The 12,470-nt window shown below is 72.2% G+C and carries 9 protein-coding genes and 1 pseudogene; 8 read left to right on the top strand and 2 right to left on the bottom strand.

Features of this window, described 5'->3' with window-relative positions:
• Nucleotides 1–263: 263 nt before the first annotated feature.
• Nucleotides 264–917, top strand: a complete 654-nt coding sequence (locus RM609_RS03715) for a transglycosylase SLT domain-containing protein (protein ID WP_311607887.1) — start codon at nt 264–266, stop codon at nt 915–917.
• 71 nt (nt 918–988) lie between these two features.
• Here the strand turns inward: RM609_RS03715 and RM609_RS03710 are convergent, their stop codons facing one another.
• The gene (locus RM609_RS03710; protein WP_311608493.1) at nt 989–2,578 is read right to left on the bottom strand and encodes a M4 family metallopeptidase; all 1,590 of its coding nucleotides are present in this window, start codon (nt 2,576–2,578) and stop codon (nt 989–991) included.
• 638 nt (nt 2,579–3,216) lie between these two features.
• Between RM609_RS03710 and RM609_RS03705 the strand changes: the two genes are divergently transcribed.
• From RM609_RS03705 to RM609_RS34425, 3 genes and pseudogenes are all read left to right on the top strand, one after another.
• On the top strand, nt 3,217–3,948 hold the full coding sequence (locus RM609_RS03705; protein ID WP_311607885.1) for a transglycosylase SLT domain-containing protein: 732 nt from the start codon (nt 3,217–3,219) through the stop codon (nt 3,946–3,948).
• Between the two features lie 114 nt (nt 3,949–4,062).
• On the top strand, nt 4,063–4,770 hold the full coding sequence (locus RM609_RS03700) for an RraA family protein (protein ID WP_311607883.1): 708 nt from the start codon (nt 4,063–4,065) through the stop codon (nt 4,768–4,770).
• A 136-nt stretch (nt 4,771–4,906) separates the two neighbouring features.
• A pseudogene (locus tag RM609_RS34425) lies at nt 4,907–6,256 on the top strand (AfsR/SARP family transcriptional regulator); the annotation flags it as partial.
• 336 nt (nt 6,257–6,592) lie between these two features.
• Here RM609_RS34425 and RM609_RS03685 read toward each other — a convergent pair.
• On the bottom strand, nt 6,593–8,230 hold the full coding sequence (locus RM609_RS03685) for a hypothetical protein (protein ID WP_311607878.1): 1,638 nt from the start codon (nt 8,228–8,230) through the stop codon (nt 6,593–6,595).
• Nucleotides 8,231–8,276: 46 nt separating this feature from the next.
• Here RM609_RS03685 and RM609_RS03680 point away from each other — a divergent pair, with 46 nt between their 5' ends.
• From RM609_RS03680 to RM609_RS03665, 4 genes are read left to right on the top strand one after another with little or no spacing between them, the layout of a single operon-like run.
• Nucleotides 8,277–9,284 carry an L-tyrosine/L-tryptophan isonitrile synthase family protein gene (locus tag RM609_RS03680; RefSeq protein WP_311607877.1) on the top strand — a complete coding sequence of 336 codons (1,008 nt, stop codon included), beginning with the start codon at nt 8,277–8,279 and terminating at the stop codon, nt 9,282–9,284.
• Complete coding sequence (locus RM609_RS03675; RefSeq protein WP_311607875.1) at nt 9,281–10,090, top strand: TauD/TfdA family dioxygenase; 810 nt, start codon at nt 9,281–9,283, stop codon at nt 10,088–10,090. The genes RM609_RS03680 and RM609_RS03675 overlap by 4 nt, the downstream gene beginning before the upstream one ends.
• Nucleotides 10,080–10,952 carry a TauD/TfdA dioxygenase family protein gene (locus RM609_RS03670; RefSeq protein WP_311607874.1) on the top strand — a complete coding sequence of 291 codons (873 nt, stop codon included), beginning with the start codon at nt 10,080–10,082 and terminating at the stop codon, nt 10,950–10,952. Before RM609_RS03675 ends, RM609_RS03670 begins: the two co-directional genes overlap by 11 nt.
• Nucleotides 10,949–12,463 (top strand): 4-hydroxyphenylacetate 3-hydroxylase family protein, encoded by a 1,515-nt coding sequence (locus RM609_RS03665; RefSeq protein WP_311607873.1) that lies wholly within the window; start codon nt 10,949–10,951, stop codon nt 12,461–12,463. The genes RM609_RS03670 and RM609_RS03665 overlap by 4 nt, the downstream gene beginning before the upstream one ends.
• Nucleotides 12,464–12,470: the final 7 nt, after the last annotated feature.

The following is a 12,470-nucleotide window of genomic DNA, read 5'->3' as shown; positions in this document are numbered from 1 at the left end:
GTGAGCCGGGCCATGAGAGGTGGGTCACCTACGAGGTGGGGTAGTGGGTGGGTGGTGTGCCCGTGGGTGCAATTCGGGCATTTGGGTTGTGGTCTGGACCTGGTTCTTGGGGGTGTGGGGTAGTAGGTCACACCTTTGCCAGGGGGTTCGGGCGCCGCTAACAATTGCGGAGTCGCCTGGCGCCGTCGATCGAGAAACGGCGCTCTTGTTTGCGCCAATGACGGCCACCGGCGATTAAGCGATTGGAAGGGTTCAGCTCAGTTATGCGCTCCACCATCTCCGGCTATACCGCTCTGCCCAAGGCTCACAAGATCTCCGCCACCGCTGTCCTGGTGGCTGCTGGTGCCGCTGTGGCCCTGGCCGCCGTCCCGGCCACCGCCGCCGAGACCACCGGTGTGAAGACGGTGGCGCAGAGCGCGAACGAGTTCGGTGTCACGCAGCAGGCCGAGCTGGACAAGGCCACCGACGCCGCCACCGCCCAGGCCACCACCACGGCCAAGGCCAAGGTTGACGGCCAGGAGCGAGCCAACCGTTCCACCGAGCGCACCGCCCTGAAGCCCGCCACCAAGCCCGCCGCTCCGGCTGCCAAGGCCTACGGTGACAACCTGGACGGCTGGATCAAGCAGTCCCTGGACATCCTGAGCTCCAAGGGCATCCCCGCCTCCTACGACGGCATCAAGCGCAACGTGATGCGTGAGTCCACCGGTAACCCCCACGCCATCAACGACTGGGACGTCAACGCCGTCAACGGTGTGCCGTCCAAGGGTCTGCTTCAGATCATCGACCCGACGTTCAAGGCGTATCACGTCGAAGGCACCTCCTGGGACATCTACGACCCGGTCGCCAACATCACCGCCTCCTGCGCCTACGCCGCCGACAAGTACGGCTCCATGGACAACGTCAACTCCGCATACTGATCAAACCAGCGGACGCGAAACGGCGGCACCCCACTCCGGGGTGCCGCCGTCGTCGTGCGGTGCGGGTCGCGTCAGGCGACGTTGACCGCCGTCCAGGTGTTACCGACGACCTGGTACTCGGTGCTGCCGCTGCCGTACAGGTCGGCGGCGGCCTGGAGGGTCGCCTGGCGGGCGGCCGCGTAGTCCGTGGTCGACGTCATGTACGTGGTCAGCGCCTTGTACCAGACGGCCAGGGCCTTGTCCCGGCCGATGCCGGGGACGGAGGAGCCGTCGTAGGTGGGGCTGTTGTAGGTGACGCCGTTGATCGTCTTCGTACCGCTGCCCTCCGAGAGCAGGTAGAAGAAGTGGTTGGCGATGCCCGACGAGTAGTGGACGTCGACGCTGCCGGCGTCGGGGCTCCAGTAGTCGAGGGAGGCGCCGTCCTTGCTGGGCTGGTCCATATAGCGCAGCGGGGTGCCGTCACCGTTGATGTCGATCTTCTCGCCGATGAGGTAGTTGGCCGGGTTGTCGGGGTTCTTGGCGAAGAACTCCACGCCGGTGGCGAAGATGTCGCTGGTCCCCTCGTTGAGACCACCGGACTCCCCGCTGTACTCCAGGCCCGCGGTGGCCGAGGTGACGCCGTGGGACATCTCGTGGCCCGCGACGTCGAGGGAGGTCAGCGGGTGGGTGTTGCCCTGGCCGTCGCCGTAGGTCATGCAGAAGCAGCTGTCGTCCCAGAAGGCGTTCACGTAGCTGTTGCCGTAGTGGACGCGGGAGTAGGACGCGACGCCGTCGTTGCGGATGCCGTTGCGGCCGAAGGTCTGCTTGTAGAAGTCCCAGGTCTCCTGCGCGCCGTAGTGGGCGTCGACGGCGGCGGTCTGGCGGTTGCTCGCGCTGCCGTTGCCCCAGATGTCGGAGGAGTTGGTGAACAGCGTGCCGTTGCCGGAGGTGCCCTGGCGCAGGTCGGTGGTCTGGTGCCCGCCGCGCGTGTTGTCGCGCAGCTGGTACGAGCTGCCGCTCTTCGTCGTGCCGATGGTGACCCGGCCGTTGTACTGGCCCGTGCCGGTGCCGGTCTCGATGCCGTCGAAGGCGTAGAGCTTCTTGCCGCTGGTGGCGTCGGTGATGACGTGCAGCTGGCTGGGGGTGCCGTCCTTCTGCGTTCCCGTCACCACCGACTCCCAGGCCAGCACCGGCTTCCCGGAGGCGGCCCAGACGACCTTGCGCACGTTGTCCTGGGCCGGGCGGGCGAGGCTGGCGTCGGAGGCGTGCGCGAGCGCGGTCCGCTGCGCGGTGGCGGCGGGGACCTTGGGGGTGGTGCTGGGCACGGCGATGCTCCGGGACGTCGCCTTGGTGACGGTGCGCCGGTCGCCCTTGACGTGCACGACCAGGTCGCCGCCGAGGACGGGCAGCCCCGCGTACGTCCGGTCGTAACGGGTGTGCACGGTGCCGTCGGCGTCCTTGACGACGTCCCTGACGACCAGCCGCTCCTGCGTGCCGAGGCCCAGCGACCGGGCGGTGGACCCGGCGCCGTTCTCGGCGGCGGATATCAGGGCGGTCCGCTGGGCGGGGGATGCCGCGGCGGCACCGGCCGACGCGCTCGCCGTACCCGGCGCGGCGCCGGCGGTGCCGGCCTGGACGCCCACGGCCACCATCGCGGCCGTGGCGACGAACGCCGCGCTCATCCGCGTCCGGCGGGAGGTGCGGGAGGAACGGCGGTCGTCGTCATGGGGGGTGGGTCTCACGCGAACTCCTTGGGCCCGGCCGGTTTTCACCGGCCTGCGCTGGCCCGGCGGCCGATTGTCGCCGGGGTGGTGCCTGCTGTGCGTTCGGTGCGTTCGGTGGGGGTCGTTCGAAGCTTGTTCGGACGAGCCGTGGTGAGCGTGCCACCGAATCCGAGTGCTTGGCAGGTCCACGACGAAGAGTTGGTCGTGAGTTGACCGATGGATGGGGGAGTGTCGCCGATTAACGGACAACGGGGTGTGTGGCCCCGAATCGGGCGGGAAGTCCGGACGGGCCGTGTCCGGCCCGTCGCTCCGTGTGGGCGGTGAGGGCGCCCGCTGTGAGGCCGCTCATGGGAGCTGGATCACATACGAAGGCGGTTAGTGGGGTGCAGGGCCGCTCGCGCGGTGCAAAACGGACATTCCGGGGTGGTCTGGACCTGGTTCTTGGGGGTGTGGGGTAGTAGGTCACACCTTTGCCAGCGGCTTTCGTCGCCGCTAACAATTACGGGGTCGCAGGGCGCCGTCGATCGAGACGCGGCGCTTTCTTCGCGCCAATGACGGCCACTGCGACTACGCGATTGGAAGGGTTCAGCTCAGTTATGCGCTCCACCATCTCCGGCTATACCGCTCTGCCCAAGGCCCACAAGATCTCCGCCACCGCTGTCCTCGTGGCCGCCGGTGCCGCCGTGGCCCTGGCCGCCGTTCCGGCCACCGCCGCCGACACCCACGCCATGAAGACCGTCGCGTGGAACGCCGACTCCTTCGGCGAGACGCAGCAGGTCGAGCTCACCCAGCAGACGGACGCCGCCATCGCGCAGGCCAAGGTCGCCGCCGAGGCCAAGAAGGCCACCGCCGACAAGGCCGAGGCCGACGCCAAGGCTCAGGCCGACAAGCAGCGCGCCGACAAGGAGCGTGCCGCCAAGGAGGCCGCCAGCCGCTCCACCGAGCGCACCGCCCTGAAGCCCGCCACCAAGCCCGCCAAGGCCGCCGCCCCGGCCGCCAAGGCCTACGGTGACAACCTGGACGGCTGGATCAAGCAGTCCCTGGACGTCCTGCGTGCCAAGGGCATCCCGGCCTCCTACGAGGGCATCAAGCGCAATGTGATGCGTGAGTCGACCGGTAACCCGCGTGCGATCAACGACTGGGACGTCAACGCCGTCAACGGTGTGCCGTCCAAGGGTCTGCTTCAGATCATCGACCCGACGTTCAAGGCGTATCACGTCGAGGGCACGTCCTGGGACATCTACGACCCGGTCGCCAACATCACGGCGTCCTGTGCCTACGCGGCCGACAAGTACGGCTCGATGGACAACGTCAACTCCGCGTACTGATCAAACCAGCAGTCGCCACAGGGCGGCGGCACCCCACCCGGGGCGCCGCCGCCCTGTCGTATGCGGTAGCCGTGCCTAGACTGAGCCCCTGAGGAACCATGAGGGGGAGACCGCATGGACCAGCACGAGCTCCGTAAACGCTTCGCGTCCCTGACCACGGCCCACCTGGCCGACGCGTGCGTACGCGCCCGGGTCCCGGTGCGCTGCGGGCCCGCCGGGCTGAGCGCCGTGGAACCCGGCGGGCGGCTGGCCGGCCGGGTGCTGCCCGCCCGGCACGTCGGCAGCGTCGACATCTTCCTGGAGGCGTTCGAGAACGCCGCGCCCGGCGACATCCTCGTGGTCGACAACGACGGACGGCTCGACGAGGCGTGCGTCGGCGACCTCGCGGTGCTGGAGGCCCGCGGCGCCGGGCTGGAGGGCGTCGTGATCTGGGGGCTGCACCGCGACACCGCCGACATCCGGGCGATCGGACTGCCGGTCTTCAGCCTCGGGGCGATCCCGACCGGCCCCCTGCGCCTCGACGCCCGGCCCGGTGACGCGCTGGAGTCCGCCACGGTGGGGGAGTGGACGGTGGGCCGCCGGGACGTGGTCGTCGGCGACGACGACGGCGTGCTGTTCCTTCCGGCGGACCGCGCCGGGGAGCTCGTCACGCTCGCGGAGACGATCCGCGACACCGAGCGACGTCAGGCCGAACGCATCCGCGCGGGGGAGTCCCTGCGCGACCAGGTGCGCTTCGGCGCCTATCTCGCCCGGCGCCGGGAGGACCCGTCCCTGACGTTCCGTGACCACCTGCGGGCCGTGGGCGGGGCCATCGAGGAGTAGCGGCCCCTACCCCTCGCCACGGCAAGTGGAACATCGTCCACCGCATTCACCCTATGGTTGACGGACTTGTGTTCGTCCGAGTCGCGCACAGCGGAGCGGTCACGCGCTCTGCCGTGCGACCGGGGGAAGGGTGGTCATGCGGGTCGAGGTGCCGCGCGTCGAGTTCAAGGTGCTGGGGCCACTCGAGGCCGTCGCGGACGGCCGTCCGCTGCCGCTCGGCGGGCCGAAACAACGCACCCTGCTCGCCACACTGCTGGTCAACGCCAACACCGCCGTGTCCGCGGACCGCCTCTGCGACGAGATCTGGGGGGAGAGCCCGCCCGCCTCCGCCCACGCCAACGTCCGCAGCTACGTCGCCGCGTTGCGCAGGGTGCTCGGCCCCGCCTCCGGCGAGGACCGGCTGAGCCTGGGCCACCGCGGCTACCAACTGCGCGTGGACCCCGACGAGCTGGACCTGTACCGGTTCGAGGACCTGATGGCCCGGGGGCGGGCCGCGCTGGCGGAAGGCGACCAGCGAAGAGCCGTCTGCAATCTGCGGGAGGCGCTCGCGCTGTGGCGCGGCCGCGCGTTCGACCGGGTGACGCACCACGAGGCCCTCCAGATCGAGGTGGCACGACTGGAGGAGGCCCGGCTGACCGCCTTCGAGGACTACGCCGAGACCCGGCTCTCCCTCGGCGAACACCGGGAACTCGTCGGCCAGTTGCTGACACAGGTGGAACGCGACCCGCTGCGCGAATCGCTGTGGGCCAAGCTGATGGTGGCCCAGTACCGCTGCCACCGGCCGGGCGACGCGCTCAAGTCGTACGCTCTCGCCCGCGCCGCCCTCCGGGACGAGCTCGGCCTCGAACCCGGCGACGAACTGCGCAGGCTGCACCGCGCGGTGCTCACCAGGGACCCGGCGCTGGGCGACGCCCCAGTCCATCCCGTCCAGCCGGTACGGCCCGTGGCCGTCTGGCGGCCGGACCCCCGGCTCCCCTCCGACATCGCCGACTTCACCGGACGCGACCTGGTGATGTCACGCGCCGCCGCGCTGCTCGAACTCGCCGCCGCGCGTTCCGTGAGCGCGCTCCCGCCCACCGCCCCTTCCGGCGGCCCGGCCCCGGCCGCGTCCGTGGTCGTCCTCACCGGCCCCCCGGGCGTCGGCAAGACCACCCTGGCCACCCGCCTCGCCCACCTGCTGCGGCACGCCTTCCCCGACGGCCAGTTGTTCCTCCACCTGGACGGCGCGCGCGGCCCCCGGCGCACGCCCGCCGCGCTCCTCGCGGAGCTGCTGCGCCGCGCGGGCGTCCCCGGCTCGTCCGTGCCCCGGGCGACGGTGGACCGCGTGGCGATGTTCCGCTCCCTGGCGGCCGACCGCAAGGCGCTGGTCGTCCTCGACGACGTGCGCGACGCGGACCAGATCCGCCCGTTGCTCACCGGCGCCCCCGAATGCGCCGTCCTGGCCACCAGCAGGAACCGGCTCTCCGGCCTCGCCGGCGCCCACCTCATCGACGTCGCCCCGTTCGACGACGAGGAGGCGGCCACCCTGCTGCGGCGCATCATCGGCACCCGGCGCCTCGCCGTGGAACCGGAGGCGACCGAACAGGTCCTGGCGGGCTGCGCCGGGCTGCCCCTGGCACTACGGGTCGCCGGCGCGGCCCTCGCGAGCCGCCCCCACTGGCGGGTGCGCTGCCTGGCCGACCGCCTCGCCGAGGCCCGGTCGTGCCCCGAGGAACACCGGCACCCGGCGGGAGAACTCACCGCCCACGTCTGGCTTGCCGCCGCTTATCGCGACCTGGCGCCCGACGCCGCGAGGGCCTTCCGGGCCATCGGGATGCTCCCGTCACCGGAATTCCCGTCCTGGGCGCTCATGGCGCTCCTGACCGGCCGGGATGGGGACACGGCCGCCGCACCGGGCGGGGCGGGTGGTCTTGACGCGGGCCGTGGCGCGGGGCTTGAGGTGGGCCTGGGTGCGGGGCTCGGCACGGGCTCCGGTGCCGGGCCCAGTGTGCAACCCGGCACGGGCCTCGGCCCGGGTCCTGGCATGGGCTCGGGCGACGGTCTCGGCGGGCGTCCCGGTACGAGTCCCTCCGTGGGTCCTGGTGCGGGTCCCGGCGCCGGCCCCGGTGCGGGCTCCGGCACGGCTCTCGGCATGGGGTCCGATGCCGATCGTGCCACCGGCCCGGGAACGGACCGTCAGTCCGGCCACGGCCCGGGCCACGGCCCGGCGGGCCACGGGGCCCGCCACGACCCGGCCCCCGTCACCGACCCGCACCCCGGCCATGAGGCCGCCCCCGTGCCCGCCCGTACCACCGACGCCCTCCTCGCCGCCCTCCTCGAAGCGAACCTCATACGCGTCGCCCGTGTCGACGCCCAGGGGCGGCCCCGCTACCGCACGCACGATCTGCTGCACGCCTACGCCGCCGAGCGTGCCCTCGCCGAGGAGACTCCGGAGTGGCGGCGGGCGGCGGTGGCCCGGCTTCTCGACGACTGTCTCGCCCGTGTCCGCGCCGCCGCCGACCGGCTCGTCCGGGCGGGGACCGGCGACGTCGCCGGGCCGGGGGCCGGTGAGGCCCCGGGCGCCGCGACGGACGACCCGTTCGGCTGGCTGGAGAGCGAACGGCCCGGCCTCGTCACGGCCGTCGAGTTCGCCGCCGCATCCGGCTACGGCGCGCAGACGGCCGGACTCGCCGCCGCGATGGAGGACATCTGCCACCTGCGGAACTGGTGGGACGAGTGGGAACGGGTCGCGGAGGCCGCGCTCGACCGGGCCACCGCCGACGGCGACCCCGTCGCCGCCGCGGTCGCCCAGGGCTCCCTGGCCAGGGCCCTGGCCGTCCGGGGGCAGGTGGACGAGGCGGTGACCCGATGGGCCCCGGCCATCGAACGGCTCGACGAGCTGGGCGAGGAGCACCACGCCGCCCGGCTGCGTACCCACCGCGGCTTCGCCGTCGCCGACCGGGGCATGGACCGGCTCGCCCAGGAGGACGCCGAGACGGCCGCCGCCGTCATGGAGCGCCTCGGCGACGCGCACGGCCGGGTCGTCGCCCTGCGCAGCCTGGGCTTCGCCCTGCTGTGCCGGCAGCGCGAGGCGGAGGCCATCGACGTCCTGGAGCCGGCCCTGGAGGCGGCGGAGCGGCTGGGTCACCCGCTCGCGCTCGCCGACGTCCTCCAGATGCTGGCCTGGGCCGAGATAGGGCACGGCAGGTTCGGCCGCGCCGCCCGCCATCTCCACCGTGCCCTGGCCGGGTTTCGCATGGTGCGGCACCGCCCCGGCGAGGCGTACGCCCTGCTGACGCTGGGCCGGATGCACGTAGGCCTCGGCCTCGACCAGGCACCCCGCGCGCTCGGCCCGCTCGGCGAGGCGGCGTCCATCTTCGCCGAGCTCGGCGAGCGCCGGGGCGCGGCCCTCGCCGCGTACTGGCTGGGCCGGACGCACGCCGCGCTGTGCGGCCCCGTGCGGTCCTTGTGCGTTTCTCATGCGCCCGACCGGCACGGTGGGACCCACGTCCACGAAGGGAGACGCGGTGTCCCATCCGGCCGCACCCGATATCGAACTGGCCGCCGTAGAAGTACTCCGGGAGGTCCTGGCCCACCAGCGCAGACTGCGCGACGGAGGCTGCGCCGGACGGATCTGCCTCCGGTGCGTCAGACATCACCTGGACACGGTGCGCAGCGCCATGGAGAGCGGACGGCGCATCGACTTCGTCCTGCCCGCCTTCCCGACGAAGTCCCCCAACCCCGCCAAGGTCCTCGGCCCCCTGCCCGACCTGGCGGAGGAACTCGCCCTGCGCTTCCTCGACGGGCTGTGCGAGCGCATCGCCGCCATTCACCCGCCGGGAGCCGCGATCCTCCTCTGCTCCGACGGACGGGTCTTCAGCGACCTGCTCGGCGTGAGCGACGAGGACGTCACCGGCTACGTCCGGGGCATCGACCGGATGATCAAGAGGATCGGCGCGACCCACCTCGAGCAGTTCACCCTCGACGACGTCTACAGCGGCGCCGGCCACGTCGACATGCGCGCCATGCTCTCCTCCGGCTACGCCCCCACGGTCGAGGAACTGCGCGAGGAGGTCCGCGCCGGAGGCGCCCCGCTGGCCATGTACCGGGGCATCACCCGGTTCATGCTGGAGGACCTCTCCGGCCCCGGCTACACCGGCACCCGGTCCGCCCTCCAGCGCCACTGCCGCAAGCTCGCCTACGGCGTCATCCAGCGGAGCAAGGCGTGGGGCGAACTGCTGGGACAGCTCTTCCCCGCCGCCGTCCGGCTGTCCATCCACCCCCAGCCCTGCGCCACGGACAAGATCGGCATCCTGCTCGCCGACACCCCGGACGTCTGGCTGACGCCCTGGCACAGCGTCGCCGTCGAGACCGGCGGCCGCTACACGCTCATGAAGCGGGCCGAGGCCGAGGAGGCGGGCGCCACGCTCGCGTACCGGGCGGGGCGCCCCAGCCACTACGTCCTGGAGCCGGCCGCCGCCGAGGAACTCCCCGCCCCCGCGCACCGCGAGCCGTGGAACAGGGCCTGCGCGTGAACACCGCCCCCACCCTCCATCCCGACGGCGTACGCGTCGTCGGACTCGCCCCCTTCGGCGTCCTCCTCCGCCCCGGCTCCCTGGGCCGAGACCTGCGCGAGCTCCCGGTGGACACCCTGCGCCGACTCGTCCGCCGCCACCGGCTCGTCGTCCTTCGCGGCTTCGCCGGTTGCGTCGGCGACGGCGAACTGGCCGAGTGGGCGAGCGCCTGGGGGCGCGCCGGAGAGGTTCTGGACACGGACGAGAAGGGTCGCGTGCCCCTGCACTGGGACGGCATGTTCGACCCGTGCGCGCCCGAGTTCCAGATCCTCGACTGCGTCAGCGCCTCCGAGGGCGGCCGGGCGGGCAGGACCCTGTACTGCGACACCGTCCGGCTGCTGGCGGACGCCGGCCCCGGCCCGGCCGGACCGTGGCGGGCGGTGACGGTCACCTACCGCGTCCCCCGGGGCCCGCGCGCCGTGCGCCCGCTCGTCGTCCCCCACCCACGCCACGGGGCACCGACGCTCCGCTACCACGAACCGCCCCGCGAGGACGACCGGGACCTCCTCGACTGGCCCAGCCACCAGTTCGACGGCATCGACGCCACCGCCGTGCCCGGCCTCCTCGACGGACTGCGCACGGCCCTGTACGACCCCCGGTACCTCTACGCCCACGCCTGGCGGACCGGCGACGTCGTCGTCGCCGACAACCACGCGCTGCTCCACGGCCGCGAGGCCCCGGCCGACGGCACCCACCGCCGCCTCCGCCAGGTCCGCGTCCTGGGCGAACCCCTCCTCACCACCCAAGGAGACCACCATGACCGATGAGCAAGGACCACTCGTCGACCCGCTCGACGACAGCCGTTACGCCGTGACCGCGATCGCCCCCTTCGGCGTGGCGATCCAGGCACCGGAACCCGGCGCCCACGTCCGCGACCTCGCCGTCGGCCCCCTGCGCGCGCTGGTCCGCGAACACGGCGTACTGCTGCTGCGCGGCTTCGACGCCTTCGGCACGCCCGAGGAGCTCTCCGCGTACTGCGAGCGATGGGGCGAACCGAGCGTCTGGCCCTTCGGCACCGTCCTCGAACTGGTCGAGAAGGAACGGCCCGAGGACCACATCTTCGACTCCAGCTATATGCCGATGCACTGGGACGGCATGTACCGCGAGCAGATACCCGAGTTCCAGATATTCCAGTGCGTCCACGCGCCCGGCGAGGGCAACGGCGGCGAGACCACGTTCTCCGACACCGCCGCCGTACTGCGGAACACCGACCCTGCGATCGTCGCCAAGTGGTCCCAGGTGACCGGCACCTACCACCGCAAGATGGAGTTCTACGACAGCGTCACCGTCTCGCCGCTCGTCACCGCCCACCCCGGCAGCGGCACCCCCGTCATCCGCTACAACGAGCCCACGGCCACGGACGACGCCGGCTTCGTCAACCACCCCGACCTCCGCTTCACGGGCCTGCCCGAGGACGGGATCGCCGAGGTCCACCACACCCTGCGCGCCGCCCTGTACGACCCCGCTCACCTCTACGCCCACAGCTGGCGCACCGGCGACCTGGTCGTCACCGACAACTACTCGCTGCTGCACGGCCGGAACGCCTTCACCAGCGGTGCCCCCCGCCACCTGCGCCGCGTCCAGGTGCTCGGCACCCCGCCGCTGGACAACCCGGGGCTGGTGCGATGACCACCCACGACACCCTCATGACGGGCGACGACTACCTGGAGAGCCTCCGCGACGGCCGGCAGGTCTACCTGGACGGCGAACGCGTCAAGGACGTCACCCGCCACCCCGCCTTCCGCAACTCCGCCCTGTCGGTGGCCCGGCTCTACGACGCCCTCCACGACCCGGCCACCGCCGGCGTCCTCACCGGCGTCGATACGGCCACGGGCATTCGCACCCACAAGTTCTTCAAGCCCAGCCGCTCGGCCGCCGAGCTCGTCGAGGCCCGCGAGGCCATCGCCACCTGGGCGCGGATGAGCTACGGCTTCCTCGGCCGCACCCCCGAGTACAAGGCGTCCTTCATGGCGGGCCTCGGTGTCAACGCCGACTACTACGGCCCGTACGCGGCCAACGCCGACGCCTGGTACCGCGAATTCGCGAGCAAGGCGCTCTACCTCAACCACGTCATCATCAACCCGCCGGTCGACCGCAAGCGCGCCATCCACGACATGGAGGACGTCTACGTCCGCGCCGTGCGCGAGACGGACGCCGGAGTGGTCGTCAGCGGGGCGAAGATGCTGGCCACGGGCTCGGCCATCACCAACGCCGGGTTCGTCGCCCCCGTGGGCTCGGCCGCCCTCGTGCCGGGCAAGGCGGAGCCGTTCGCGCTGGTCTTCTTCGTCCGGATGGACAACCCCGGGGTGAAGCTCGTCAGCCGCACCCCCTACGCCAAGGCCGGGACGGGCCCGTTCGACGCCCCGCTCAGCAGCCGCTTCGACGAGAACGACGCCGTGCTCCTCCTCGACGAGGCGCTGATCCCCTGGGAGGACGTCCTCGTCCACCGCGACATCGAGCGCGCCACCGGCTTCTACGCCACCTCCGGCTTCCCCAACCTCTACAACTTCCAGTCCGGGATCCGGCTGAGCGTCAAGCTGGAGCTGATGGCCGGGCTGCTCTCCCGTGGCACCAGGGCGAACGGCACCGACGCCTTCCGGGGCGTACAGGCCGCCGTCGGCGAGATCATCACCATGCGCGACATGGTGTGGGCGCTCATCTCGGCCATGGCGTACGACCCCGAGCCCGGCAGCGGCGGCACGGTCGTCCCCCGCTTGGAGCACGCCTCCGCGATGCGGATGTACAACGCCCAGATCTGGGCCCGGGTCCACGAGCTCTTCGAGACCACCCTCGGCGGCGCGCCGCTGGCGGTGCCCTCCAGCGCCCGCGACCTCGCCAACCCCGAACTCCGGCCGCTCATCGACCGTTTCTACCGGGGCTCGGACACCACCGCCCTCGACCGGATCAAGCTCCTCAAGCTGGTCTGGGACGCGATCGGCACCGAGTTCGGCGGCCGCCACGAGCTCTACGAGCGCAACTACTCCGGCAACGGCGAACAGGTCCGGCTGGACGCGCTGCGCTGGGCCACCAAGCGCGGCAGCCTCGCCCGCTACGAGGCCCTCGTCCAGGACTGCATGGACGACTACGACACCGACGGCTGGCGCCGGGGGCCGTGGCACGACACGGCGCACACCGACTGAGAAACGG

This window comes from Streptomyces hesseae (assembly GCF_031845785.1).
GTDB classification, from domain to species: domain Bacteria; phylum Actinomycetota; class Actinomycetes; order Streptomycetales; family Streptomycetaceae; genus Streptomyces; species Streptomyces hesseae.
The sequence above is the reverse complement of the archived record's forward strand: the minus strand, read 5'-3'. Positions and strand labels throughout refer to the sequence as shown.